Here is a 24,785-nt window from a genome sequence, read left to right as displayed (position 1 = left end):
TACGACCACATGACCAAGGACGTCATAGCCCTCACCCAGCGGATGCCCGAGGCCTGGGCCGTGATCGTGGGCCTGCTCTCCGGGGGGCCCGACAAGCTGGTGAACGCGACGGGCGAAGGGGCGGTCGTACAGCTCTGCGACGAGCAGGGCCGCCCGCTCGTCTCGGTCGAGGCGCCGCTGCTGGTCCAGGTCGCCGGCGAGGCCGAGCGGCTGCTCGGGGCCACCGCGCCACCGGTCCCCTTCTGGTGGACCGAGGCCCGTGCCACCACCGGTGTCCCCGAGGCCGAACGGCTCGCGGGTACCTTCGCGGCCCGTCTCGCATTGCTGTCCGGCGGGACCGCCTGGCCGCCGGAGGCCACGCGCTCGCTGGGTGTGGTGGAGACGGACGGGGTCAGCGTCGCGCCCACCCCCGCCGCGGCGCAGCCCGCCGTCGACGTGCTGACCGACAAGGTCGCCGTCGTCATCATGGACCGCCCGGTCGTCGCCATGACGGCCTGGCTCTCCGACGCCTTCCGGGCCGCCGCCGCGGCCGAGCGCGGGCTGCAGATCGTCACCCCGCCCGGTACGAGGCTCTCCCCGGCGGTGCTCGGCGCCATGCCGGGCTGGCCCTCGCGGTGGATCGTCCAGGACGAGCGGGACGGCTATTACGACGGCCTGTCCGGCGCGGTGCTGCGGTGGCAGGAAGGCATGTTCGCCACGGTGGTGCCCGCGGACGCCACCGAGGAAGACCCGCGCACCCCTGTGGCGGCCTCGTACCGGCAGGCCGTGAACACGGGCGAGCGGCAGCTGGCCATCACCTTCCGTACGGTCCACCCAGCGGACGACCGGCTGGTCCTCGGCGGCGCCCTGGAGACGGTGTGGCGCGAACTGACCGGCGAGCCGCCGGCCGGATGGGGGACCGCAGAACCCGCCAACCTCCCCTGGTCGCCGGGCCGTCTGACCGATGTGGCCTTCGCGCGGGCCCCCGAGCCGACGTGGTTCGTGGTGGTCGGCGGTCCGGAGCGCCCCGGTCTGGCCACCGTGCGGATCAGCCGTACGAAGGCGGGGGTCGAGGAGACCGTGACGCTGGCCTTCGGCTACGGCGCGGACGAGGAGCCGCCGCTGGACCGCATACAGGGGACGGCCGAGGCGCTCGTCACCCGCCACCGCCTCCAGTCGATGCTCGTACAACTCCGCAGGGCGGAACGCGGCCTGACGGTTCCTCCGCGTTTCGAGGGGCCGGGAGTGCCGCTGGCGTTCGTGCTCGGCGCGGAGGAGGTACGGGCCATGCCGGACGACCGCGCGCGGAGGACGCCGCTGTCCGAGCCGCCCGTAGCACTGGGGCCGAAGGCCCGTCCCGCGTACTACTACCCGCTGCCCGGGGACCCGTCGGACCTGTCGGGATGGGCCGACTTCGAGCGACTGATGCGGCACTTGAAGGGCGCGTGAGGGAGCCGGCCGATGTCATGTGTTCGTCACAGCTTGCCGGTTGCGCGTTGCACGAGCGACGCAACTCGATAGAAACAGGCATACTTTTGGTCGTTCTAGTGTGCGGGGGAGCGAGATGAAGTTCGACATGGGGGCGCAGGTTCTGACGAGCCTGATGTCCAAGTCGCGTAATTCGAGTACGGACCTGGGGACGCTGATCCAGCAGCTGATCAACGCAGCGCAGCCGCTCGAAGGCAAGTTCAACGGCCAGGGCAAGGTCGCCTTCGACTCGTTCAAGGAGCGGGCGGACGCCATCACCAAGGAACTGAACGCCTCGCTGTCCGCCATCCTCGGCGGTCAGTCGGGGATGGAGCGGGCCTTCGCGTCGGGCGACCAGGAGCACGGCGAGAACGCGAAGACACAGATGGCATCAGCAAACTTCGACGCCGCGCGCTTCCGAGGCCGCTGACGCGTACTGCAGGGCCAGTTCAGGATTTTCGATCTCACGGGGAGCGTGATGATGATGGCCAGTGGCCAGGACCGCCGTTCGTACGACTTGGGTGCGTCGACCGAGGCGCAGGGCAACATCAAGGTCGTGATCGACCAGCTGGAGCAGGTCATCACCGCGCGTGACGCGCAGGTGGCCGCAGCCATGACGAACTTCGAGGCGGACGGCGTCTCGGACGAGTACCACGGCAAGGAACTGCGCTGGAAGAACGCCTCTGAAGAGGTGAAGAACATCATCCGTCTGCTGCAGTCGACGATGGCGAAGAACGACGGCACGGCGCGGCAGACGCTGTCGCGCGCCAAGACCGCAGTCAACAACATCGGCTGAACAGACGGCGGATCGGGCGGCTGAGCTGAACAGCCGCCGACGTAGGACATCGGGGCGCACGGGGGACGCTGATGACCGGGTGGGACATCAAGCCGCAAGGCGTACAAGGACAGTTGACGACGGTCGGCGGTAACGCCGGTGAGCTGGAGACGGCGTTGAACGCCCTGATCTCCGCCATGGCGCAGGCGGCCCAGGCCGCGGGGACCGCCGTGCCCGGCTCGGCGTCGGGAATGACTCCGCGGGGTCCCCTGGCCCCCGGCGCGGCTCCGGCCCCCGGCCAGGCCTTCATGGCGTCGACCAAGGCCACGGGCCCCGTGGCAGCCGCTCTGGGTCTGTACATGCAGGAGCGCCAGGCGGAACTGACGTCGATGGTGAACCGGATCGAGGCCTGCATGCTGGGCGCGGCCACGGCGACGAACGAGTACCTCGAAGGAGACCTGGAGCACGCCAAGGCGGCCCAGGACGCCGCCAGGGCCGTCAACCTGCAGGCTCTGCGCGAACAGCCGGGAGGCGCGAAGTGAGCGGGCATGCGCCGGTCGACCCGGCGGAGGTGCCCGTCTTCACGGGCGACCTGGGAGAGCTGGACAAGCAGGTGAAAGCGATCTCGTCGGGCGGGGCCACGGTCTCGACCAAGGCGAGCGACGTCCACACCAGCTTCGGCGGACTCCAGGCCTTCTACCAGGCACCTGAGGCGGACCAGCTCTTCGCGACGACCAAGCCCGTCCAGGACCTGGGGCTGAAGCTCAGCTCGGACATGTGCACGATCGCGGGGGCGCTGGGCACCTACGCGCGTGAGGCCGAGCCGTTGGTGAACCGGCTGAAGACGCTGAAGATAGAAGCAGAATCGTTTCGCTCGAAGGTGGCGGACGACGAGAAGTGGTTCGAGGACGGCGATCTGACCGACCAGAACCTCGAACGCCGCAACGCGATCGCCGCGGTATGGGCCCAGTTCCACGAGGTGGAGCGGACCGCCTACGGCAAGATCGCCGCTCTCGTCGGCAAGCCGGGACTGAAGAAGGACGACGGCTCCCACGGCGAGGGCATGTACGGCTACGACGCCGAAGCCCTCAAGCAGTCCAAGTCCCTACCGTGGGGCGACGCGGTGGAGGAGTCCGTTCCGGCCTGGCAGATCTGGGAGCACGTCTGGGACTTCGGCACGGGCTTCGTCGTCGACGGCATAGGCGGCACCCTCGCGGGACTCGGCGGCCTGGTCGGCCTCGACGGCTGGGACACGTTCAAGGCCTCGTGGACGGGACTGGCCAAACTCAGCACCGCTACGGCGATCACCTCGATCCCGGGTGTGGGTCCCCTCTTCTTCGCCGTCCCGGACGACAAGATGCCCTCGTGGCTGCGTGAATCCCGTACGGCGATGAAGGAGACCGGCAAGGCGCTGCTGGCCTGGGACCAGTGGGGCTCGAACCCCTCCCGCGCGGCGGGTGCGGTCACCTTCAACGTGGTCACCACGATCTGCACGGGCGGCAGCGGCGGTGCGGTGTCCGGCGCGGGCAAGGCGGGCGCGGTCGCCAAGGCCCTGTCGTTCGCGAGCAAGGCGGGCAGGGCCGTCGACCCGATGACCTACGTCTTCAAGGGCGCGAGCGCCGGCGTGTCGAAAATCGGCGACGTCATGGCCGGCCTGAGGGGCACGGGCAAGTTCGAAACCCCGAAGATCAACGTGGACGGCGCCACAGCCCTGCCGGAAGGCGCGGTCCACCTCCCGGACGGCTCGATCCACCTCCCGGCCGGCTCCGCCGTCCCCGACGGCGCGATCAAGCTCCCGGACGGCAACATCAAGCTCCCCGAGGGCACCACCGCCCTCCCACCGGGCACGGTCAAGCTCCCGGTCGACGGCCCGCCCCAGTACATGGACCCGAAGTACAACATCTACAACCACAAGGGCGAGATCATCCAGCACGCGGAAGACGCCCCGAAGGGCAAGCCTGCCGCGGGCGCGGACGTCCCGCGCGCCGACGCCCCGAAGGTGGACTCCCCGGCGACCGCCAAGATCCCGGAACGCGAGCTGGCCGGCGCCGTCGCCGGCCGCGGCGGCAACGGCATCCGCCTGGGCAGCGACCCCTCGCACCCCCTGCACATCCCGGACCACGCTCCGACGGGCCACCCGGACCTGACCCCGGGCGACCACATACCCACGAACCACTTGGACAACACCCCGCAGGCAGGCCACGGCGACGGCCCCACCACGGGCGGCGGCCACACCACGGGCGGCGGCCACACGGACGGCCAAGGAGGCACGGGCCACACCGACGGCGCCTCTGGTACAGGCGGTGGCCACCACGAACCCCCGTCCGCGGGTGGCGGCCACGGTGACACCACTTCCGGCGGCCACGGTGACGGCAGCGGACCCGGTCACGGAGACGGCCCGGGTGGGCCCCCGGACAACCCGATCCTCCCCGGAGGATCCGAGCCCAGGCCGGACGGCGCCCGCTACATCGAGGAGCCCAAGGTCGGGCACGTTGCAGCGGCACGGTTCTACGACCAGGTGCGGGCCAACCCGGAATCTCTGGACATCCAGAGCATCTCGGAGCACACCGGCATCAGTACGCAGGTCCTCGATCGGGTCCGGACCCATTTCTTCCTCACCGAACAAGTGGTGACCGAGGCGCCGGGTGTCACGCGGCGCGGCTATTTCACGCCTCGAAGTGACATCGCCAAAATCTGGGAGGCGGCTGCTCAGAACAGCATGACCCCCGCCGAGGCTCTGAAATTTGAGCGCTATATCGGCCATGAATTCACGGAGAGTCATTTCCTCGAGGCTGGCCTGCCGTATCTGCGCGACGCGGAACACCTCTGGGAGTATTACCGCAACGAGGACGAGTCTGGGTACTATCACAGCTGGCCCGAAAGCTACCTCGACGCCGGTGCGCACGAACTCGCTCTGAACGAGAACCGAGGCGGGTTCCCCCAGTGGCGCGGGCTGGGGCTCGACCTTCCTGAGGTCGAGCTGGCGCCCGGCCTGTCCAACATCGACGAGGTGACGGCAGCCCTCCTGCAGGAGTTGCGATCGAAGGGAATTGCGAAGTGACCGACCGGGCATCGTCCGCCATGCTGGAGCGCCTGCGCGCGGTGGAATGGACGGGTGACTGGGACGACGCCGTCGCCCACGTCATGTCTCGTCGTGTGTTGATGCGTGAGTATCTCCGGCGGGCGGGCATGTGGGCGCAGGCGTACTCGGCCGAGAGCGCGTGGCCCTTCTTTGACGCCGCCGACTACGTGGATCCGGACTTCACGCTTTCCCCGGAAATCGCAAAGGAGCTCCAGGAATTCCTGGGGCAGATGACCGGAGACGACTCCATCAAGCGCACCTGCGCGGGCGCGGTCCGCATGGCCGGGCTCAGTGCGCAGAATCCGTCGGCCGGCGGGGACCTGCCCGAACTCTACGAGCCCCTCGTCCTGTTCTACGAGCGGGGCGGCGAATTCCTCCGTGACAACGCCGGTTTCCTCGACCTGACCGGTGTCCTGCTACGTCCCGGAACTCTCCGGGGCCACCTGGGCACCCCGCACCTGAGCTCCCTCGAGGGCGCGATGCTCGACGCGTTGGACGCGGCGGGGCGCATCACGTATTACATGGCTGCCGACCGGCGGGGCCCGCTACTGCGGCAGCGCGTCGTACGTGGTGACCAGAGCAACGAGGCGTTCAGCCGGGACAGCCTGCACTGGGCGCCGACGGGCGCTCTTCCCGCGGCCGCGGAGAAGGCCGCGGATTTCGGCCTGATCTGGCTGGATGAGATGGAGGCTGCGGACTTCATCGCGACGGCCCTGGCCACACCTGGCCTGTAGTGCGCCGCCCATGTGGCTCGAGAAGCGGTTTACGGGATATCCGTCGGTTTCAGGTGTGACCGAGGCAAGCGAGCCAGATCTCCAGGGGTGGATCGAGGAGGGGCGCCGGAACATCGTTGAGGTGGCGGACATGCTCGGGGTGGCGCCCGAGATTTACACCCGTGACCCGCTGAGTCTCGTCCTCGCCCTCCAGGACTATGTCTTCCGGGCCCCGCTGGGTGACTTCGAGCAGTCGGACTGGATCACGCTGCACAGTGAACTGCTGTCCTACGTCGCCGATTACCTGATTCAGAAGCACGGAGCGCAGTGGAATGTTGCGCACGACGCCGGCGCGCCCCGTGGATACCCCGCTACGTGATCGAGGTGACGGGGCGGGACGGTGTCACTCGCTGGATCGACCCCGCCGACGTCGTGAGGAAGGAATTCTCAAGCCTCCCGATCGAGATCACCCGGATGCCTGCCCATGCGGAACTCACTCTGCGTTTGGCGTGGCAGGCCGACTCCGGCGAATAACGCATACGACGCGCGCGAACGAGCGAACCGTGAAGTGCCTGACCAACCGCGAGATGCGCACGCTTCCGATCGAGGCCGAGTGCGGCCATCAGCCGGACGCCCTGCCGGACGATGATCTACGTCTTCAAGGGCGCAGGCACCGGTGTGTCGAAGATCGGCGACGTGATGGCCGGCCTGAGGGGCACCTCTCGAAACTTCCATCGCACAGGTTCTCGGGGCCAGCACAGAGGGAAGGTTCAGCGGCTACTATCGCGACCCTACCGATCCCAATACGTTCAAGTCGGTTGATTTCACTAGCGATACAATCAAGCCGGCATACAAGCTTCATGACGGGAAATGGGAACTGCACACCATGTTCGCCAACCCCGTACCCGGCCGGCACCCCTAGAGAGTATCCAATGGACAAGAAGTCTGTGGGATTCCTCAATACGTACCTCGATACCGAGCAGGCATACGACACGAGCGGCTACCTGCGACCTACCCTGATGGCATTCAACGAGTCGTACGTGCAGGTGATCCGTGACGGTTTCAATAAAATTCTCCAGGATCCTGATTTTGGCCCAGCGGAATACGAACACCTGACGAACATTGAATTCCCGGATAGCGATTCCCTCCGTCAATATCTCAGGGACATGTATTCGTACCTGTTCGAAGATGCTCCCACCCAGCCCGCGCCGCCGGAATAGAAGAGGGTCTTGACGCTCCAGCGGGTGGGCGAGATCCCGACGTTTCTTGATGCGCGTAGCGCATCCAGGCAGCGATCGACGGCATCAGGGCGGTTGTTGAGGGGAACGGCTGGGGGAACGACACCCAATGCCGCCAAGCGATAAGGAAGTTCGAGGCCATGCTGATGCGCGCGCCGAGAGAGTGCGGCTCGTGGTTCTGGGACCTGGACGACGTGGTGGAGCCCGGTCTGGAGTCCGCGCTCAGGACCGCGGGGCGCATGGGTGCGGTGCTCCAGAAGCACGCTCTGCTGGAGCCGGACACGCTTGAGTGGAACTGGTTCCAGGTCGGAAAGGGCGGCCTCGGTATCCATAGCCGCCTGGACCTCGTCAGGCGTTCGCTCGACGATCCGGCACTGCCCGATGACCTCCGCGCCTGTCGGCCGACCGGTCATCCGCAGGCGCAGATGGGCGGAATCCTGATACTGGGATCCGGCGCGTGGTTCGACGCGAGCGGAACGCGCCACAAGGAGTACCGTCTGGTCGAACTCATGGTGTCACCCGACGAGATCGGTCCTTGGGCCGAACTGTCCGTGTACCACGACGTATGGGGTCTGTGTGATTTCCGGGGCGAGCCACACCCGGCCATCCATGCCGGCAACGCGCCGCGGCTCGCGTCAGCCCTGCAGGAGCTCGATCAAGTGCTCGGAGTCGAGGCGGAGCCCGGCGAGCCGACGTACTACGGTCGAGCAGAGGGTCACGGGCTGAAGGCTCCCGACGTCATCGACGGACGGGGACCTGACCTCACCGATGCGGTATTCGGGTAGATACCCCGGCTGCGATCAAGGCCCCGGAAGGCGATCTGACCAGTGTCGGCGACCCCGAGGCGGCCGCGACTTGACCCCGGTCGGCTCGGACATCTCCGGCCCGCTCCGCGCCGCCGACCACACCCCGCTGGGCCGCCCGGACCTGACCCGGGCGGCCGAGCGGGCGACCACACACCCACGAACAACCTGGACAGCACCCCGCACGCAGGCCACGGCGATGGCCCCACCACGGGCGGCGGCCGTGGCACTACCGGTGGCGGGAGCCACCAGCCCGGGCACGCCGGTGACAGCGGCTCCGAGAGCACCACTCCGGCGGCTCCGGGGCGGGTCCTGGTGGCTTTTCGACTCGATCACCGGTGATGCGAAGACGATTTACCCGCTCATGCCGAAGTAGGCAAGAAGGAGAACAGGGCAGTGATCCGCACCAAGTACTACGTCGAGAACACCTTCGGGGTGCCGGGCTTCTCCGGGCCTGACGAGCTGATGTTCCTGGGAGAGTGGGTGACGGCCGACATCCAGCTCTCGCCGCTGTCCGTCCTGGAGGCGATCGACCTGGTGGCCGAGGCCAAGGCCGACCCTGGCTTCGCGCCGGAGGATCTGGACGGGAACGCGCACACCGTCACCATCAGCCCGCAGGGCGTCAGGGTGGAGAACTATTTCGTCGAGCACGTTCAGGGTGAATACACCCTCGACGACGCGTTCCGCGTGCTGGTCGACTTCTGGGACTACTGCTGCCTGGCGAATCCCCAAAAGGCCGACTCGCGCCGCCACGAGTACGCCGACGAGCACGGTCGCGACCCGCTGGCCGGAATCCGCGACTTCCTCGGGGCGTGAACGCCACCGCTGTGCCGCCCGCGCCGGTCGCGACCGCGGGTGGCACAGCGGTGACGCAGGAGCTCCTGGGTGGGCGAGTTCACCACGCTCTGCGTTTGGCCTCGTACGTCGCCCCCGGAGAATGACGCCAACGACGCGCGCCTGCACCTCGGTTCGCGCTGCACCGTCGACTCACCGGCGGCGAAGCCGGAGACCTGGGAAACCGTGGTCGACACCGTCCGGCCGGGTCGGCCGTGTGCGCCACCGTGTGCGCGGACGAGGGAGCCATGGCGTGCCCATCGGCGGGTACGGCAGCCGACTACCCGCCCACCGTCTTCGTCACCCGCAACTGGTGCGGCGAGTTCCCCGCGTACGGCGCACATGACCACCTGGCCGTACAGGTGGGCCCCGTGGCGGCCGGGGCGGGCCGGGGCGGGCCGGACCCGGCAGGCGGGCTGTGGGCGTCCGTGAGTGCGGCCCTCGGACGGGCTGGAGCCTGGCCGGGGTGTGACGGGGCAGCGGGTGCGGTCATGGGCGGGAGGTCAAACGACTGAGCGCCCCGCCCGGCCGAAACCGGAGGGGCGCTCAGTGGCAGGTCAGAGGGTGTTCCCCCTGGCCTCGGAGCGGTAGGCCATGTCGGACTCGAACCGACAACCAACGGATTAAAAGTCCGCTGCTCTGCCAATTGAGCTAATGGCCCTCACGTGCTCACCCCAGAGCATAGCCGCAGACCAACGGTCAGCCGATCGAGTATCGGCTGACCGGGCCCGGCGCGGCTCACAAAACGCAGAACAGGGCCCCCACGACGGTGTCGTGGGGGCCCTGTCAGGCCGTCAGCTCAGAGCCGGGGGCCGATGTCAGCCGTTGCGCTTCCAGCGGGGCTTGTCGTCGCGGCGGCCGCCGAAGGAGCCGGTCGAGCCGGAGCCGGAGGGGCGGTGGTCGTCGCGACGGAAGCCGCCGGACGGACGGTCGCTGCCGCCGGAGCGGAAGCCACCGGAGGGACGGTCGTCGCGGCGGAAGCCGCCACGGTCGCCACCACGGTCGTCACGGTTGAAACCACCGGACGGGCGGTCGTCGCGGCGGAAGCCGCCGGACGGACGGTCGCTGCCGCCGGAGCGGAAGCCACCGGAGGGACGGTCGTCGCGGCGGAAGCCGCCACGGTCACCGCCACGGTCGTCACGGTTGAAACCACCGGACGGGCGGTCGTCGCGGCGGAAGCCGCCACCACGGTTGTCGTCACGACGGTCGCCACCGGAGCGGAAGCCACCGGACGGACGGTCGTCGCGGCGGAAGCCGCCACGGTCGCCACCACGGTCGTCACGGTTGAAACCACCCGACGGACGGTCGTCGCGGCGGAAGCCGCCACCACGGTTGTCGTCACGACGGTCGCCACCGGAGCGGAAGCCACCGGAGGGACGGTCGTCGCGGCGGAAGCCGCCACGGTCACCGCCGCGGTCGCCACCACGGTCGTCACGACGGTTGTCGCGGCGCTCGTAGTTGCCGCGGTCGTCGCGGGCCTGGAAGGCCGGGCGCTCCTCGGCGGCCGGCGTGGCCGCGACGGCGGCCGCGACCTCGGCCTCGGCGGCCTCGGCCACCTCGGCGACAGCGGCCTCCGGGTCCTCGCCGCGCTCACGCGCGGAGCGGGCGACCAGGCGGTCGGCCTCCTCGCGCAGCTCGCCGGCACGGCGCGTCAGGCGCTCGAGCTGCTTGGTGAGGTCGGCGACCTCGCGCTCGGCCTGCTTGGCGGCGTTGTTCGCAGAGTCGGCCTGGACCTCGGTCAGCGAACGCGCACCGGTGATCTCGGCGACCTCCGGGTCGAACGCGCCGGCGCCCTGGACGATGTGGCGCGAGGCGTCGACGCCCGCGTCCTCCATCAGGCGGAAGATCTGGCGGCGCTGGTGCGGAAGCGCCAGCGAGACCACGACACCGGACTTGCCGGCACGGGCGGTACGGCCCGAGCGGTGCAGGTAGTCCTTGTGGTCGCCCGCCGGGTCCACGTTCAGGACCAGGTCGATGCCGTCGACGTGGATACCGCGGGCGGCGACGTCGGTCGCGACGAGCGCGTTGACGTAGCCGTCCTTGAAGTCCGCGAGGACGCGGGTACGGGCACCCTGCGTCATGCCGCCGTGCAGCGCGTCGGCCTTCACACCGGCCTCGACGAGCTGCTCGGCGATGCGGTCGGCGCCCAGCTGGGTGCGGACGAAGATGATGGTGCGGCCCTTGCGGGCGGCGATGGCGGCCGTGACCGGCGCCTTGTCCTTCGGCTTCACGACGAGGACGTGGTGCGTCATGGTCGTGACGTTGCCCTGCGCGCTGTCGACCTCGTGCGTGACGGGGTTGGACAGGTAGCGCTTGACCAGGGTGCCGATCTCGTTCTCCATGGTGGCGGAGAAGAGCATGCGCTGGCCGCCGCCGGGGATCTGGTCGAGCAGCTCGGTGACCTCGGGCAGGAAGCCCAGGTCGGCCATCTGGTCGGCCTCGTCGAGGACGGCCACCTCGACGTTCTCCAGGGAGCAGGCGCCGCGGTTGATGATGTCGCGCAGACGGCCCGGGGTGGCGACCAGGACGTCGACACCGCGCTCGAGGGCGTAGATCTGGTTGCCCATGGAGGTACCGCCGCAGACGACCTTCATCTTCAGGCCGAGCACGTCGCCGTACGGCTGGAGGGCGTCCGCGACCTGCATCGCGAGCTCACGCGTCGGCGTGAGGATGATCGCGCGGGGCTTCTTCTTCTCGGTGTGGCCACCGGCCAGGCGGGCCAGGGTGGGCAGACCGAAGGAGAGGGTCTTGCCGGAGCCGGTGCGGCCGCGGCCGAGGATGTCCTTGCCGGCCAGGGCGTCCGGGATGGTCGCGGCCTGGATCGGGAAGGGAGAGGTGACACCGTTCTGCGCGAGCTTGCGCACGACGCCCTCGGGCAGACCGAGGTCGCCGAAGGTGATCGTGGGCTCGGCGTCGGCGTCGTCCGCCTCGGCGTCGATGGACTGGTCGGTCGTCACGTCGGCCTCGAGGGCCTCGATGATCTCGTCCGCCTCAGCGGCCTCGATCGCCTCGGTGACCACAAGGGCCTCGACGGCGTCGACGATCTCGTTCGAGTCGTTCTCGGGCATGACGGCACGGTCAGAACTGGAAATGGACATGCGAAATGCGAAACCTTCCGGAGTCTCGGCACGCGCCCAAACTCCGTGAATCGCAAATCGACCGCCTCAATGCGGTCAGCCACGGCTAGGGAGAGTACGCGCCACACGGCGCTCTTCGGATTCGGCGCCGGGCAATGGGATCAAACGATCTATAACCATACGCACCCTCCCCCGGGTCTGGCAAATCGTTCCGGCCCGATCCCCCCTGACCTGCGACGATCCCGCCGATCCGGGAAGCCGGCACCCGCCCGCGACCGCCCCCGGGACCGCCCCACGGCTACGCGGAGGGCGAGGCGCTGGGCTCCGGCGCGGGCGGCGTCGGGGCGGGCGGAGTGGGCGAAGTCACGGGCGGCTCCGGGCTCGGCGAGTGGACGGGAGGTGTGACCTGCGTCCCACCGGAACCATTGCTTCCGGATCCGCCCGAGGTGGGCTGCTGCGGACCCTGGCCGCCGGCGCCCCCGCCCGGACCCGCCGACGGCGACGGGGCTCCGGGCCGGCCGGCGGGCGCACCCGGGCTGGGGGAGGCCCCGGTGGCTCCGGACGCCTTGCCGTCCTCGGCCGCCTTGCCCTCCTCGCCCGCCGCGCCGGGTTTCGAGCCGCGGCCGCTGCCGTGGACCCCCGACCCCTTGCCGGAAATGGAACCCCGGGCCGCCTCTGCGGCCGCCTTGCGGTCCGCCGAGGAGGAGGGCCCGGGCTTCGCGCCGTCCTCGCCGACGCTCATGCAGCCCGCCGTGGCCGCGACCGCGAGCGCGGAGACGGCCAGTCGGAGGGAAGCGGACAACTGGCGCACGGGGCACCTCCTGGGGGTCCCCCGGCAGTGGCCGGGGGAGGGCGGTCAGGGTCCGCGGTGAGCGGGTCAATGTGCCCAACTCCCTTTGCCCCGTAAGAGACACGCCCTTGGGGACACCGCCTGTCCGCAATCCGCCGCCCCGCCGGCGCGCACCGGCGGATCCGGCCACGTCCGGCACGTCCGGCACATCCGGCACGTCCGGCACGTCCGGCACGTCCGGCACGTCCGGCACGTCCGGCACATCCGACGCGTCCCGCACGCCCGCCGCGGTCAGGACCGGCCGGCTCAGGCGAACAACTGCCGTGCCACCTGCGACCCCAGCGTCACCGCGCCCAGCCCCGCCAGCACCGAGGCCGCCACGTTCGCCGCCGCCAGGAACCGCCAGCCGCGCTCGTACAGCCTCAGCGTCTCGTACGAGAACGTCGAGTACGTGCTCAGCGCCCCGCACAGCCCGGTCCCCAGCAGCAGGTTCAGCCGCGCCGAGGCCGCACCGGCCAGCGCCGCCCCCGTCAGCAGCCCGAGCACCAGGCAGGCGGCCGTGTTCACCACGAACGTCCCCCACGGGAACACCGAGTCGTGCCGCGCCTGCACCGCACGGTCCGTCAGATAGCGCAGCGGAGCCCCTACGACCGCACCCGCCACCACCAGCAGCCAGTTCACGCCCGCCCCCGCAGCGCGAGGCGGGCCGCGAAACGGGTCGCCGAGGCCGCCGCCCACACCGCGCCCAGCGCCGCGACCACCGTGAGCCCGGCGTACGCCAGTGCGGTCCCGGGCTCCCCCTCCTCCAGCAGCCGCGAGAAGTCCACCGCGTACGTGGAGAAGGTGGTGAACCCGCCGAGCACGCCGACCCCCAAGAACGGCCGGACCAGCGGATGCAGCGCCGACCGGCCGCCCTCGCTGATCAGCACCATCAGCACCCCGATCAGCGCGCAGCCGATCGCGTTGGTCCAGAACGTCGCCCACGGGAAACCCCCCGGCCCGGCCGGCCACAGCAGCGCCGTCCCGTACCGCGCCGAGGACCCGAGCGCGCCGCCCGCGGCGATCGCGGCGAGCACCGGGCCGGGCCGTTCGGCGCGCTGCCCCGGCACATGGAGGTCGACGTCCGGGTCGATCGCCTCGGCGGGGCCGCCGCCGCCCTGCTGCGGGCCGGTCACCCGTAGCCCAGCGCGTGCAGCCGCTCGTCGTCGATCCCGAAGTGATGGGCGATCTCGTGCACCACGGTGACCTCCGTCTCCGCGATCACGCTCTCCCGGTCCTCGCACATCCGCAACGTGGGGTTCCGGTAGATCGTGATCCGGTCCGGGAGCACCCCGGCGTACCACTCGCCGCGGTCCGTCAGCGGGGTCCCCTCGTACAGCCCGAGCAGCTCGGGATCATCCGCCGGCGGTTCGTCCTCGACGAACACCGCCACGTTGTCCATCAGCCGCGTCAGCTCCGGCGGGATGCGGTCCAGCGCCTCTGCGACGAGCTCTTCGAACTCCTCGCGCGTCATCTCCAGCACCGGGCCATTGTCCCTCCCGCGGGGGCGCCTCCCGCCTGCGGGGAGAAACCGTTTTGGCGATAGCTCCCCGGATCCCATATGCTTCTCACGTCCCCGACGCGCTGGAAAGCGCCCAGGCGGGCCTTTAGCCCTCATCGTCTAGTGGCCCAGGACGCCGCCCTTTCAAGGCGGTAGCACGGGTTCGAATCCCGTTGGGGGTACGCATTACCGTGTGCAAGACTTGGTCTCGCACACTGCAAGGTCCTGTGGAGCAGTTGGTTAGCTCGCCACCCTGTCAAGGTGGAGGTCGCGGGTTCAAGTCCCGTCAGGATCGCTGAGGCCGGAAACGGTCTCGTGGCTGGGTAGCTCAGTTGGTACGAGCGATCGCCTGAAAAGCGATAGGTCGCCGGTTCGACCCCGGCCCCAGCCACCACAAGAAGGCCCCGTCCACCGGACGGGGCCTTCTGCGTTACTCCGCCCCGCTCTCGGGGCCGGTACGACGACGCCACTGCGTCACGCCGACCGCCGCCGCGCCCGCCGCCACCAGCCCGAGCAGCGCCCAGTCCGGGACCCCGTCCGCAAGCGAACGGACCCGCTGCTCCACCGCGTACGAGTCGTCCACGTCGAGCAGCCCCGGCAGCGCGCTCGCCCCGTCGTACGCGAGGAACAGCGCGCCGAGGGCGATGAAGAACAGCCCGGACAGCAGCGAGGTGGTGTGCAGTTCGAAGCGGCCCACCCGGACGGCGCGCCCGCGCAGCCAGCGCCGCCGGCCCAGGTCGAAGCGCTCCCAGAGCAGCGCCAGCAGGAACAGCGGTACGGCCATCCCCAACGCGTACACCGCCAGCAGCAGGCCTCCGTAGACCGGGCTGCCGCTGACCGCCGCCACCGTCAGGACGCTGCCCAGGATCGGGCCGGCGCAGAACCCGGCCAGCCCGTAGACCGCACCCAGCGCGTATACCGACAGGGCGGTGGTCGGCCGGATCCGCCCGGACAGCTCCGAGATCCGCTTCGAGGCGAAGCCCAGGCCGAGGATCTGCGCGAGCCCGAGCGCGATGATCAGCCAGCCGCCGGCCAGGACCAGCCCGTCGCGGTTGCTGTGGAAGAACCGCCCGGCGTACGAGCCGGCCGCGCCCAGCGGTACGAGGGTGCTCGCGAGGCCCGCGTAGAAGATCCCGGTCCGCGCCAGCAGCCGCGAGGCGGAGTCGATCGAGTACGCGAAGAAGGCGGGCAGCAGCAGCGCGCTGCACGGGCTGAGCAGCGCGAGCAGCCCGCCCAGCAGCGCGGCCAGGTACCCGATGTCGCCGACGCCGGTCACTGCGCGGCCCGGCCGTCGGCCGGAGCCTCGGCCTGGGGCTCGGCCTGGGGCTCGGCCTGGGGCTCGGCCTGAGCCTTGGCCTGCGCCTTGGCCTTGGCGATCGCCGCGGCGAAGGCGTCGAGCGGCTGGGCGCCCGCGATCGGCTGCCCGTTGACCAGGAAGGACGGGGTGGAGCTGACGCCGATGCGGTAGCCCTCCTCCTGGTCCTTCTGCAGGGCGGCCGCGGCGGCCTCGCCGGTCATGTCCCGCTGGAAGCGCTCCAGGTCCGGGACCCCGGCCTCGCGGGCCAGCTCCAGCAGCCGCGCCTGGCCGAAGCCCTTCGCCTTGGCGCCGTCTGCGTACGCGGCCGCATGGAACTGCGCGAACCGGTCCTGCTGCCCGGCGGCCCACGCGGCCTTGGCGGCGGCCTCGGAGTCGGCGCCGAAGATCGGGAAGTTGCGCCACTCGATGCGCAGGGTGCCGTCCTCGACGTACTTCTTCACCAGTGCGGGTTCGGTGTCGCGGGCGAACTTGCCGCAGTAGCCGCACTTGAAGTCGGAGTACTCGATCAGCACGACGGGGGCGTCGGCCCGGCCGGCGGCGAGCTTGTCCCCCGACTCGCGGCGGGCGAGCTTCGCCAGCTCGGCGTGGGCGTCGGAGCCCTGGGGCGCAGCCGCCGAGGAGGAGGTCCGGGCCGGGGCATCCTCGGGCGCGGTCGCCTGCCAGGACACGAGCCCGAGGGTGACCGCGGCGAGCGCGACCCCGGCGGAGATCAGCAGCGGCTTGCGGGCGGAAGCGGAGGAGGAAGAGGAAGGAGAAGGGGACATGCGGGTGCTCCAGAGCAGCGGATGGTGGATCGGACCGGCGGGAGGGCCGGTCCTCTACACCCGCATCACGGACAGCTCCACCGGACCCGGCGCCGGCTGGTCCGGCCCCCGTACGAGCACCCGCACCGGCGGCGCCCGGTCCGCCCAGGCCTGTTCCACCGCGGGCCGCCCCACCGGCGCGTGCGCATGCTCACCGGCGCCCCGCGGCGGTACACCCGGGGCCTGCCCGTGGTCCCGGGTCCCGGGATCGCATGAGGGCCCCCGGCCGGCGGAGGCCACGGCGTACGCCGCCGCATGCTCCGGCACAGCCGCCGAAGCGGACACCGCGCCCGGAACCGGAGCAGAACCCGGACCCGGGCCCGGAACCGGAACCGGAAGCGCCGCAGCGGGCACCGCACACGCCACCAGCACCGCGATCACGGCAGCGAGCAGCCACCGCACACCACGGACGCGGGACATGGCGGGCCTCTCATTCGGTCGGCAGGTCGGTTCAGGCGATCTCGTCCCGAAATGGTACGGGGAGGGGGCACAAATGCGTTCGCCACCCGGCACCTGCGGGTGAGATCCTCGATCAGGTATGTCTACTTCCTTCGCCGCCCTGCAGACGCTTCTCGGTGAGATCTCCCTCCGTGACGCGCACCGCCTCGGCCGCCGCCTCGAAGGCGCCCGCCGCATCCGCAAGCCCGAGGCCAAGCAGGCCGTGCTCGACGAGATCGCCGCGGAGGCCGAGAAGGCCGCCGCGCGACTGGCCGGCCGTGCCTCGCGGATGCCGGAGGTCACGTATCCCGAGAACCTGCCCGTCAGCCAGAAGAAGGACGAGATCGCCGAGGCGATACGCGACCACCAGGTCGTGATCGTCGCCGGTGAGACCGGTTCCGGCAAGACCACGCAGATCCCCAAGATCTGCATGGAGCTGGGCCGCGGCGTCCGGGGCATGATCGGGCACACCCAGCCCCGCCGGATCGCCGCCCGCACCGTCGCGGAGCGCATCGCCGAGGAGCTGAAGTCCGAGATCGGACAGACGGTCGGCTGGAAGGTCCGCTTCACCGACCAGGTGGACCAGGACGCGACCTTCGTGAAGCTGATGACGGACGGCATCCTGCTCGCCGAGATCCAGACGGACCGCGAGCTGCGCGCCTACGACACGATCATCATCGACGAGGCGCACGAACGGTCCCTCAACATCGACTTCCTGCTGGGCTACCTCTCCCAGCTGCTGCCGAAGCGCCCCGACCTCAAGGTCGTGATCACTTCGGCGACCATCGACCCGGAGCGCTTCTCCCGGCACTTCGGCGAGGCCCCGATCGTCGAGGTCAGCGGCCGTACGTACCCGGTCGAGGTGCGCTACCGGCCGCTCCTCGAAGAGGACAGCGAAGACAGCGACCGCGACCAGATCACCGCGATCTGCGAGGCCGTCGACGAGCTCCAGTCCGAGGGCCCCGGCGACATCCTGGTCTTCCTCTCCGGCGAGCGCGAGATCCGCGACACGGCGGACGCGCTGAACAAGCGGAACCTCCGCTTCACCGAGGTCCTCCCCCTCTACGCCCGCCTCTCGCACGCCGAGCAGCACCGTGTCTTCCAGCAGCACACGGGCCGCAGGATCGTCCTGGCCACCAACGTCGCCGAGACCTCCCTCACCGTCCCCGGCATCAAGTACGTGATCGACCCGGGCAACGCCCGGATCTCCCGCTACAGCCACCGCACCAAGGTCCAGCGCCTGCCCATCGAGCGGATCTCCCAGGCCAGCGCCAACCAGCGCAAGGGCCGCTGCGGCCGTACCAGCGACGGCATCTGCATCCGGCTCTACTCCGAGGGCGACTTCAACGCCCGTCCCGAGTTCACGGACGCCGAGATCCTGCGCACGAACCTGGCCTCCGTCATCCTCCAGATGACCGCGGCCGGCCTCGGCGAGATCGAGAAGTTCCCCTTCATCGACCCGCCGGACCACCGCAACATCCGCGACGGCGTCCAGCTGCTCCAGGAGCTCGGCGCCCTGGACCCGTCCGAGAAGGATCCGTCGAGGCGGCTCACGCAGATGGGCCGCCAGCTCTCCCAGCTGCCCGTGGACCCGCGGCTGGCCCGCATGGTCGTCGAGGCCGACAAGAACAACTGCGTCCGCGAGGTCATGGTCATCGCGGCGGCCCTGTCCATCCAGGACCCGCGCGAGCGGCCCTCGGACAAGCAGACGCAGGCCGACCAGAACCACGCCCGCTTCAAGGACGAGACGAGCGACTTCCTCTCGTTCCTGAACATGTGGCGCTACCTCCGCGAGCAGCAGAAGGAGCGCGGCTCGTCCTCGTTCCGCCGGATGTGCAAGCAGGAGTACCTGAACTTCCTGCGGATCCGCGAGTGGCAGGACATCTACTCGCAGCTGCGTACGGTCGCCAAGGGCATGGGCATCCACGTCAACGAGGCCGACGCCCCCGAGACGAGCGTGCACATCTCGCTGCTGGCCGGCCTGCTCTCGCACATCGGCCTCAAGGACACCGACAAGAACGAGTACCTGGGCGCCCGCTCCGCCAAGTTCGCGATCTTCCCGGGCTCGGCGCTCTTCAAGAAGCAGCCGAAGTTCCTCATGTCGGCCGAGCTGGTGGAGACCTCGCGGCTGTGGGCCCGGGTCAACGCCAAGGTGGAGCCCGAGTGGGTCGAGCCGCTGGCCCAGCACCTGATCAAGCGCACCTACAGCGAGCCGCACTGGGAGAAGGACCAGGCGGCCGTCATGGCGTACGAGAAGGTGACGCTGTACGGCGTGCCGATCGTCGCCCAGCGGAAGATCAACTACGGCCGGATCGACGCGGAGGTCTCGCGCGAGCTGTTCATCCGCAACGCGCTGGTCGAGGGCGACTGGCGGACCCACCACAAGTTCTACGCCGACAACCGCAAGCTCCTCACCGAGGTCGAGGAGCTCGAGAACCGGGCGCGGCGCCGCGACATCGTGGTCGACGACGAGACCCTCTTCGACTTCTACGACCAGCGGATCCCCGAGCACGTGGTCTCCGGGGCGCACTTCGACTCCTGGTGGAAGCACAAGCGGCGCGAGGAGCCCGAATTCCTCGACTTCGAGCGCGAGATGCTGCTCACGGAGAAGGCGGCCGGGGTCACCAAGGCCGACTATCCGGACTCCTGGCGGCAGGGGCAGCTCAAGTTCCGGGTGACCTACCAGTTCGAGCCCGGCGCGGACGCGGACGGCGTCACCGTCCACATCCCGCTCCAGGTGCTGAACCAGGTCACCGGCGAGGGCTTCGACTGGCAGATCCCGGGCCTGCGGGCCGAGGTCGTCACCGAGCTGATCCGGTCCCTCCCGAAGCCGATCCGCCGGCACTACGTGCCCGCGCCGAACTTCGCGACCCGCTTCCTGGACACGGCCGTACCCCTGCAGGAGCCGCTGCCGGTCACCCTGGCGCGCGAGCTCCAGCGGATGGTCGGGGTCCCGGTCTCCGCCGAGGACTTCGACCTCTCCCGGATCCCGGACCACCTGAAGATCACCTTCCGGATCGTCGACGAGCGCCGCAAGAACCTCGCCGAGGACAAGGACCTGGAGGCCCTGCGGCTGAAGCTCAAGCCGAAGGCCCGCCAGGCCCTCTCCAAGGCCGCCGCGGCCACCGCCGAGCGGGCGGGCGGGGAGTCGGTGGAGCGCACCGGTCTGACCGACTGGACGATCGGCACGCTGACCAAGGTCTTCGAGACCCGGCGGGCCGGCCAGCCGGTGAAGGCGTACCCGGCGCTCGTGGACGAGGGCACGAGCGTGTCCGTACGGCTCTTCGACACGGAGGCCGAGCAGCAGCAGGCGATGTGGCTGGGCACCCGGCGCCTCATCCTGCTGAACATCCCGGTGAACCCGGCGAAGTTCGCCTCGGACCACCTGACCAACCAGCAGAAGCTGGCCCTGTCCCGCAATCCGCACGGTTCCATCCAGGCGCTGTTCGACGACTGTGCGACCGCCGCGACCGACAAGCTGATCGCCGACCACGGCGGTCCGGCCTGGGACGAGGCGGGCTTCCGCGCACTCTACGAGGCCGTACGCGCCGACCTGGTGGACACGACCGTGCGGACGGTGGGCCAGGTGCAGCAGGTGCTGGCCGCCTGGCAGGCCTGTGAGCGCCGTCTGAAGGCAGTGAACAGCCTGGCCCTGGTGGCGAACGTGCAGGACGTCAAGACGCAGCTGGCGGCCCTCGTGCCGGCGGGCTTCGTGACGCTCACCGGCCTGCGGCGGCTTGCGGACCTGATGCGCTACCTGGTGGCGGTGGACCGGCGGCTCCAGCAGATGCCGACGGGCGCCCAGCGCGACACCACGCGCATGGAGAAGGTCCACGAGATGCAGGACGAGTATGCGTGGCTGCTGGAGCAGCTGCCGAAGGGCCGGCCGGTGCCCTCCGCGGTCACCGACATCCGCTGGATGATCGAGGAACTCCGGGTCAGCTACTTCGCGCACGCGCTCGGGACGGCGTACCCGGTCTCCGACAAGCGGATCGTGAAGGCGGTGGACGCGGCCGCCCCGGGCCCCGCCCGCTGACCGGGTTCGACTGCACCCCCTGAGCTGGGGTACAGTCTGATTCGCAGCCGCCCAGCGGCCGCAAATCAAGGACCTGTGGAGCAGTTGGTTAGCTCGCCACCCTGTCAAGGTGGAGGTCGCGGGTTCAAGTCCCGTCAGGTTCGCAACAACAGCAGGGCCCGTATCCCCAGGGATACGGGCCCTGCTGCGTTGTCCGCATCCTCCGGCCCGAACCTCCGGCCCCACCCGCCGCCCCTCCGCGCTCCCTTGAGGGCCCCCAGCGGCCGTCCAGGGGCCTGTCGGAGGCTCCTGGGGAGTTCACCCCGGACCCGCCGGGGCATCCGCCGCGAAAATCCCCCATTCGCATGAGGCGCTCTGCGGCGCACGTCCCCTTACGGGTGCATTGCGGGTTGTACAAGAGTTACAGCCTGTGACGGGAGTCACCACATGAGTTTTTGGGACTTGTACATTTATCGCACCCATACGCGTGCTCGATTTAATATGTGCAATGGCACCTACTCCGCCGGCGCCCCGCACCAGTCCGATCCCACCTGTCCCCGGGCATAAAAAAGATCGCGCTGGACCCGGCGGAGTCCAGCGCGATCGAACGCCTGGAACCTGTTGGGGCAGGTCCGAGCGTTTGAAGCCATGTGGGTTTCATCGGATTGGGGGACCCGATTCAAGCCCGGTAAAGCAGGGGTGCTTGCGCGACCTCAGGCCTCGCTGCGCTGCTGCGGAATTCCCGCGAGCAGTGCGCGAACCTCGGCCTCGCGGTATCGGCGGTGTCCACCCAGGGTGCGGATGGACGTGAGCTTGCCAGCCTTGGCCCAGCGGGTGACCGTCTTCGGGTCCACGCGGAACATCGTGGCAACCTCAGCCGGGGTCAGCAGCGGCTCGGCATCAGGGGTGCGAGCGGTCATGAGCGGCCTCCTCGGGAGAACCGAACCATCTCGGTTCTTTCCTCTAAATTCTGCACCTTGGCCCGCGTTGCCCGAAATGGACATACGCGGGCCGAGTCGGTTATAGGACGAACGGCTTGTCCTCGGCACTACAACTACACCATCCGTCCAGCCTCGACGGCCAAACCGATGGAATTGCCCTCCGAGGTGTTCATCAGCGGCGGAAGCCGATGGACCGTCCCATAACGGACAGTCACCCCACTGTGACGATCAGTCACAGAGCGATCAGGAGTCGTCAGGACCCCCCGTAGAGTGCAATGCCGAGCATTCCGCCCTTAGTTGGGCGGAAGGAACCCTCCCCGGACTCCTTGTCCTATTTTGGCACGAGGGTAGGGGAAGGGCGCAAGGGTGTAGTTAGTGCGGTCCGTCACGCTTGGGCCAATGGCCCGTATCGGGACGTAGGTCCTGGCACTAAGACCTGAATGTGGTGATCAAGCCTCCGATCAGCCACTTGTGGCTGATCGACCGATACGCACGGTACGCGAAGTCCTCGCCGCAGCCGTCCACCCCGCCTCCGGTCAGTTCGCGAACAGTCTCTCCCGGACCTCCCGCCAGCGCTCCGCGAGCTCCTCGTACGCCTCCGCCGCCCCGGCCTCGTCCCCGGCCCGCAGCGCCGCGATGCCCACCGCCACGTCCCGGGCCGAGCGGTCGGTGCGCAGCCGGTCCGCCGGCAGCGCGTGCACCAGGCCCCCGTAGTCCAGCTCGACCATCGAGCGCGGGTGGAACTCCTCCAGCCAGCTGCCGACCTCCACCAGCCCGTCCGCGAGCCCCCCGTACCCGTCGGCCTCCCGCAGCGTCCGCAGCCCCCGCGCGAGCCGCCGCCGGGCCTGCACCATCGGCGTCCGGTAGCGCATCCGCTCGCCCGGCAGGTACTCCCGCTCGTCGTCGGCCACCAGCACGAACCAGCGCAGTGGCACGTGCCACACCGCGGTGCGGATCCACGGGCGCGCATCCGGATTCCGCTCGCGCCAGCGCTCGTACTCCTCGGCCGCCCGCCGCCTCGCCACCGGCGGGAGCGCCGCGTCCAGCACGGGGAGCGGGAACTGCTCGACCAGCTCCTGGAGCGCCAGCCAGCCGCGCAGTCTGGTCCGCCACGGGCAGACCAGCAGCACCCCGTCCACCTCCGCCGTGAACGCGTCCGCGCTCTCGTGCGCCGGCACCCCGACCACCGGGACCCGGACCAAGTCGGAGAGGGAGCGGCGCAGTTCGTCCTGGGCGGTCGGGACCACCCCGCGCCGGGCGTACGAGGCCCAGTGCGTGCGCTCCGGCTCCGCGAAAGCCGCCAGGGGCTCGTAGACGCGCAGGTAGGAGGCGTACGGGACGGTCGGCGCCGAGCGCGCCGAGGGCAGCCTGGGGTCGGGGGTTTCGCTCACGCTCTCGTACTCCCCCGCACCGGCGGGCGATACTCCGCCGGGCGTCCGCCGGACCTCCAGGGGCCGCCGCCCATACTCCGGGAGTGTCCCGATCTCCGGACAGGTCGACTGCACACGCCCTGCAGGTCTTACGCTGCTCCCAGCGCGCCCTCCCCCACCCGCAGGGCGGGCGTCATTCCGCCGCATCTCTTCCATGGGAGTCACCACCGTGACCGAAATGACCGACGGCGTCCTGCACACCCTGTTCCGTTCGGAACAGGGCGGCCACGAGCAAGTCGTGCTGTGCCAGGACCGAGCCTCCGGCCTGAAGGCCGTCATCGCGATCCACTCCACCGCTCTGGGCCCCGCCCTCGGCGGTACTCGCTTCCACGCGTACGCCTCCGACGAGGAGGCCGTCATGGACGCGCTGAACCTCTCGCGCGGCATGTCCTACAAGAACGCCATGGCCGGTCTCGACCTCGGCGGCGGCAAGGCCGTGATCATCGGGGACCCGGACGTGCTGAAGTCCGAGGAACTGCTGCTGGCCTACGGCCGGTTCGTGGAGTCCCTCGGCGGCCGCTACGTGACGGCCTGCGACGTCGGCACGTACGTGGCGGACATGGACATCGTCGCCCGCGAGACCCGCTGGGCGACCGGCCGCTCCCCCGAGAACGGCGGCGCCGGAGACTCCTCGGTCCTCACCGCTTTCGGTGTCTTCCAGGGCATGCGGGCCAGCGCCCAGCACCTGTGGGGCGACCCGACGCTGCGCGGCCGCAAGGTCGCCGTGGCCGGCGTCGGCAAGGTCGGCCACTACCTGGTCGAGCACCTCCTGGAGGACGGCGCCGAGGTCGTGATCACGGACGTCCGCGAGGAGTCGGTGCGCCGGATCCTCGACAAGCACCCGCAGGTCACCGCCGTGGCGGACACCAACGCCCTGATCCGCACCGAGGGCCTGGACATCTACGCCCCCTGCGCACTCGGCGGGGCGCTGAACGACGAGTCGGTACCGGCCCTGACCGCCAAGGTCGTGTGCGGCGCCGCGAACAACCAGCTCGCCCACCCGGGCGTGGAGAAGGACCTCGCGGACCGCGGGATCCTCTACGCGCCCGACTACGTGGTGAACGCGGGCGGGGTCATCCAGGTCGCCGACGAGCTGCACGGCTTCGACTTCGACCGCTGCAAGGCCAAGGCCTCGAAGATCTTCGACACCACCCTGGCCATATTTGCTCGCGCGAAGGCGGACGGGATCCCGCCGGCCGCGGCGGCCGACCGGATCGCCGAGCAGCGGATGGCGGACGCCCGCGCCGCGAAGGGCTCGGCCCCGGCCCTGTAGGAACCCTGCGTGCGCCCGCCGGGGTTGCGGCGAGACGGAACTCACTGCACTTCGGCGGGTCGCCCGCCAAGAAAGGGTTAAAATCGCAGCTGACCAGCGAGGACGGGGCGCCTCATTGGTCCTGCACCGGGGCACGTCATGCGGGCGGCGTACCGTATGGCCGCGGAAGCAGGTACCGTTAAACCCCTACGGACGGTCTCTCCACGGAGAGCCCGCTCCGAACCATGAACGCGTGTCAGACTCTGGGGCCGTCGAGCCCCGTCACCGAG

The 24,785-nt window shown here is 69.9% G+C and carries 22 protein-coding genes and 5 tRNA genes; 16 read left to right on the top strand and 11 right to left on the bottom strand.

Annotation, left to right across the window (positions count from 1 at the left end; genetic code table 11):
• Positions 1 to 9: 9 nt before the first annotated feature.
• The 10 genes from ACZ5WG_RS11055 (at position 10) to ACZ5WG_RS11010 (ending at position 8,873) form a co-directional block, all read left to right on the top strand.
• Positions 10 to 1,428: a DUF6177 family protein gene (locus ACZ5WG_RS11055; RefSeq protein WP_468722207.1), complete on the top strand. Its 1,419-nt coding sequence runs from the start codon at positions 10 to 12 to the stop codon at positions 1,426 to 1,428.
• A gap of 115 nt (positions 1,429 to 1,543) precedes the next feature.
• Entirely contained in the window at positions 1,544 to 1,876 is a 333-nt protein-coding gene (locus ACZ5WG_RS11050) for a hypothetical protein (protein WP_468722206.1), read from the top strand.
• A 54-nt stretch (positions 1,877 to 1,930) separates the two neighbouring features.
• On the top strand, positions 1,931 to 2,242 hold the full coding sequence (locus tag ACZ5WG_RS11045) for a pore-forming ESAT-6 family protein (RefSeq protein WP_468722297.1): 312 nt from the start codon (positions 1,931 to 1,933) through the stop codon (positions 2,240 to 2,242).
• Positions 2,243 to 2,313: 71 nt separating this feature from the next.
• Positions 2,314 to 2,763, top strand: a complete 450-nt coding sequence (locus ACZ5WG_RS11040) for a DUF6507 family protein (protein WP_468722205.1) — start codon at positions 2,314 to 2,316, stop codon at positions 2,761 to 2,763.
• Positions 2,760 to 5,282 (top strand): hypothetical protein, encoded by a 2,523-nt coding sequence (locus ACZ5WG_RS11035; RefSeq protein WP_468722204.1) that lies wholly within the window; start codon positions 2,760 to 2,762, stop codon positions 5,280 to 5,282. The genes ACZ5WG_RS11040 and ACZ5WG_RS11035 overlap by 4 nt, the downstream gene beginning before the upstream one ends.
• Positions 5,279 to 6,037, top strand: a complete 759-nt coding sequence (locus ACZ5WG_RS11030; protein WP_468722203.1) for a hypothetical protein — start codon at positions 5,279 to 5,281, stop codon at positions 6,035 to 6,037. The genes ACZ5WG_RS11035 and ACZ5WG_RS11030 overlap by 4 nt, the downstream gene beginning before the upstream one ends.
• A 10-nt stretch (positions 6,038 to 6,047) precedes the next feature.
• A complete protein-coding gene (locus ACZ5WG_RS11025) occupies positions 6,048 to 6,395 on the top strand; it encodes a hypothetical protein (RefSeq protein ID WP_468722201.1) in 348 nt (115 codons plus the stop codon).
• A gap of 553 nt (positions 6,396 to 6,948) precedes the next feature.
• The gene (locus tag ACZ5WG_RS11020) at positions 6,949 to 7,236 is read left to right on the top strand and encodes a hypothetical protein (protein WP_468722200.1); all 288 of its coding nucleotides are present in this window, start codon (positions 6,949 to 6,951) and stop codon (positions 7,234 to 7,236) included.
• Positions 7,237 to 7,394: 158 nt separating this feature from the next.
• Positions 7,395 to 8,039 (top strand): hypothetical protein, encoded by a 645-nt coding sequence (locus ACZ5WG_RS11015; protein ID WP_468722198.1) that lies wholly within the window; start codon positions 7,395 to 7,397, stop codon positions 8,037 to 8,039.
• A 414-nt stretch (positions 8,040 to 8,453) separates the two neighbouring features.
• Positions 8,454 to 8,873, top strand: a complete 420-nt coding sequence (locus ACZ5WG_RS11010) for a hypothetical protein (protein ID WP_468722196.1) — start codon at positions 8,454 to 8,456, stop codon at positions 8,871 to 8,873.
• A 606-nt stretch (positions 8,874 to 9,479) separates the two neighbouring features.
• On the opposite strand, the gene ACZ5WG_RS11005 is transcribed toward ACZ5WG_RS11010, so the two are convergent.
• From ACZ5WG_RS11005 to ACZ5WG_RS10980, 6 genes are all read right to left on the bottom strand, one after another.
• Positions 9,480 to 9,552, bottom strand: a tRNA-Lys gene (locus ACZ5WG_RS11005).
• Between the two features lie 157 nt (positions 9,553 to 9,709).
• Positions 9,710 to 11,959, bottom strand: a complete 2,250-nt coding sequence (locus ACZ5WG_RS11000; protein WP_468722194.1) for a DEAD/DEAH box helicase — start codon at positions 11,957 to 11,959, stop codon at positions 9,710 to 9,712.
• Positions 11,960 to 12,266: 307 nt separating this feature from the next.
• On the bottom strand, positions 12,267 to 12,779 hold the full coding sequence (locus ACZ5WG_RS10995; RefSeq protein ID WP_468722192.1) for a hypothetical protein: 513 nt from the start codon (positions 12,777 to 12,779) through the stop codon (positions 12,267 to 12,269).
• A gap of 285 nt (positions 12,780 to 13,064) precedes the next feature.
• Positions 13,065 to 13,439 (bottom strand): fluoride efflux transporter CrcB, encoded by a 375-nt coding sequence (gene crcB / locus ACZ5WG_RS10990; protein ID WP_468722190.1) that lies wholly within the window; start codon positions 13,437 to 13,439, stop codon positions 13,065 to 13,067.
• Positions 13,436 to 13,933, bottom strand: coding sequence for a FluC/FEX family fluoride channel (locus ACZ5WG_RS10985; protein ID WP_468722189.1), 498 nt, complete (start codon positions 13,931 to 13,933; stop codon positions 13,436 to 13,438). Before ACZ5WG_RS10985 ends, crcB begins: the two co-directional genes overlap by 4 nt.
• Positions 13,930 to 14,280 (bottom strand): metallopeptidase family protein, encoded by a 351-nt coding sequence (locus ACZ5WG_RS10980; protein WP_030160118.1) that lies wholly within the window; start codon positions 14,278 to 14,280, stop codon positions 13,930 to 13,932. Before ACZ5WG_RS10980 ends, ACZ5WG_RS10985 begins: the two co-directional genes overlap by 4 nt.
• Positions 14,281 to 14,407: 127 nt before the next feature.
• On the opposite strand from ACZ5WG_RS10980, the gene ACZ5WG_RS10975 reads away from it, so the two are divergent.
• From ACZ5WG_RS10975 to ACZ5WG_RS10965, 3 genes are all read left to right on the top strand, one after another.
• Positions 14,408 to 14,480 (top strand) — tRNA-Glu (locus tag ACZ5WG_RS10975).
• Positions 14,481 to 14,519: 39 nt separating this feature from the next.
• Positions 14,520 to 14,593, top strand: a tRNA-Asp gene (locus tag ACZ5WG_RS10970).
• Positions 14,594 to 14,615: 22 nt separating this feature from the next.
• Positions 14,616 to 14,692, top strand: a tRNA-Phe gene (locus ACZ5WG_RS10965).
• Between the two features lie 36 nt (positions 14,693 to 14,728).
• Here the strand turns inward: ACZ5WG_RS10965 and ACZ5WG_RS10960 are convergent.
• From ACZ5WG_RS10960 to ACZ5WG_RS10950, 3 genes are read right to left on the bottom strand one after another with little or no spacing between them, the layout of a single operon-like run.
• Positions 14,729 to 15,574, bottom strand: coding sequence for a cytochrome c biogenesis CcdA family protein (locus ACZ5WG_RS10960; RefSeq protein ID WP_468722187.1), 846 nt, complete (start codon positions 15,572 to 15,574; stop codon positions 14,729 to 14,731).
• On the bottom strand, positions 15,571 to 16,380 hold the full coding sequence (locus ACZ5WG_RS10955) for a DsbA family protein (protein WP_468722186.1): 810 nt from the start codon (positions 16,378 to 16,380) through the stop codon (positions 15,571 to 15,573). Before ACZ5WG_RS10955 ends, ACZ5WG_RS10960 begins: the two co-directional genes overlap by 4 nt.
• A 54-nt stretch (positions 16,381 to 16,434) precedes the next feature.
• On the bottom strand, positions 16,435 to 16,839 hold the full coding sequence (locus ACZ5WG_RS10950) for a hypothetical protein (RefSeq protein ID WP_468722185.1): 405 nt from the start codon (positions 16,837 to 16,839) through the stop codon (positions 16,435 to 16,437).
• Positions 16,840 to 16,957: 118 nt separating this feature from the next.
• On the opposite strand from ACZ5WG_RS10950, the gene hrpA reads away from it, so the two are divergent.
• Both hrpA and ACZ5WG_RS10940 read left to right on the top strand, forming a co-directional pair.
• Entirely contained in the window at positions 16,958 to 20,893 is a 3,936-nt protein-coding gene (hrpA, locus tag ACZ5WG_RS10945) for an ATP-dependent RNA helicase HrpA (protein ID WP_468722183.1), read from the top strand.
• A 69-nt stretch (positions 20,894 to 20,962) separates the two neighbouring features.
• Positions 20,963 to 21,036, top strand: a tRNA-Asp gene (locus ACZ5WG_RS10940).
• Positions 21,037 to 21,585: 549 nt separating this feature from the next.
• Here the strand turns inward: ACZ5WG_RS10940 and bldC are convergent.
• Positions 21,586 to 21,792: a developmental transcriptional regulator BldC gene (gene bldC, locus ACZ5WG_RS10935; protein ID WP_003949541.1), complete on the bottom strand. Its 207-nt coding sequence runs from the start codon at positions 21,790 to 21,792 to the stop codon at positions 21,586 to 21,588.
• A gap of 557 nt (positions 21,793 to 22,349) precedes the next feature.
• Positions 22,350 to 23,204, bottom strand: coding sequence for a DUF8083 family protein (locus ACZ5WG_RS10930; RefSeq protein ID WP_468722182.1), 855 nt, complete (start codon positions 23,202 to 23,204; stop codon positions 22,350 to 22,352).
• A 193-nt stretch (positions 23,205 to 23,397) separates the two neighbouring features.
• On the opposite strand from ACZ5WG_RS10930, the gene ACZ5WG_RS10925 reads away from it, so the two are divergent.
• Positions 23,398 to 24,516, top strand: a complete 1,119-nt coding sequence (locus tag ACZ5WG_RS10925) for a Leu/Phe/Val dehydrogenase (protein ID WP_468722181.1) — start codon at positions 23,398 to 23,400, stop codon at positions 24,514 to 24,516.
• Positions 24,517 to 24,785: the final 269 nt, after the last annotated feature.

Source organism: Streptomyces sp. NPDC032745, from assembly GCF_055579465.1.
This window is presented reverse-complemented; position numbering and strand designations above follow the sequence as displayed.

Coding starts and splice junctions, on each gene's coding strand:
- ACZ5WG_RS11055 (WP_468722207.1), top strand. CDS start 10: ATGACCAAGGACGTCATAGCCCTCACCCAGCGGATGCCCGAGGCCTGG.
- ACZ5WG_RS11050 (WP_468722206.1), top strand. CDS start 1,544: ATGAAGTTCGACATGGGGGCGCAGGTTCTGACGAGCCTGATGTCCAAG.
- ACZ5WG_RS11045 (WP_468722297.1), top strand. CDS start 1,931: ATGGCCAGTGGCCAGGACCGCCGTTCGTACGACTTGGGTGCGTCGACC.
- ACZ5WG_RS11040 (WP_468722205.1), top strand. CDS start 2,314: ATGACCGGGTGGGACATCAAGCCGCAAGGCGTACAAGGACAGTTGACG.
- ACZ5WG_RS11025 (WP_468722201.1), top strand. CDS start 6,048: ATGTGGCTCGAGAAGCGGTTTACGGGATATCCGTCGGTTTCAGGTGTG.
- ACZ5WG_RS11020 (WP_468722200.1), top strand. CDS start 6,949: ATGGACAAGAAGTCTGTGGGATTCCTCAATACGTACCTCGATACCGAG.
- ACZ5WG_RS11015 (WP_468722198.1), top strand. CDS start 7,395: ATGCTGATGCGCGCGCCGAGAGAGTGCGGCTCGTGGTTCTGGGACCTG.
- ACZ5WG_RS11000 (WP_468722194.1), bottom strand. CDS start 11,959: ATGCCCGAGAACGACTCGAACGAGATCGTCGACGCCGTCGAGGCCCTT.
- ACZ5WG_RS10955 (WP_468722186.1), bottom strand. CDS start 16,380: ATGTCCCCTTCTCCTTCCTCTTCCTCCTCCGCTTCCGCCCGCAAGCCG.
- ACZ5WG_RS10950 (WP_468722185.1), bottom strand. CDS start 16,839: ATGTCCCGCGTCCGTGGTGTGCGGTGGCTGCTCGCTGCCGTGATCGCG.
- hrpA (WP_468722183.1), top strand. CDS start 16,958: ATGTCTACTTCCTTCGCCGCCCTGCAGACGCTTCTCGGTGAGATCTCC.
- bldC (WP_003949541.1), bottom strand. CDS start 21,792: ATGACCGCTCGCACCCCTGATGCCGAGCCGCTGCTGACCCCGGCTGAG.
- ACZ5WG_RS10925 (WP_468722181.1), top strand. CDS start 23,398: ATGGGAGTCACCACCGTGACCGAAATGACCGACGGCGTCCTGCACACC.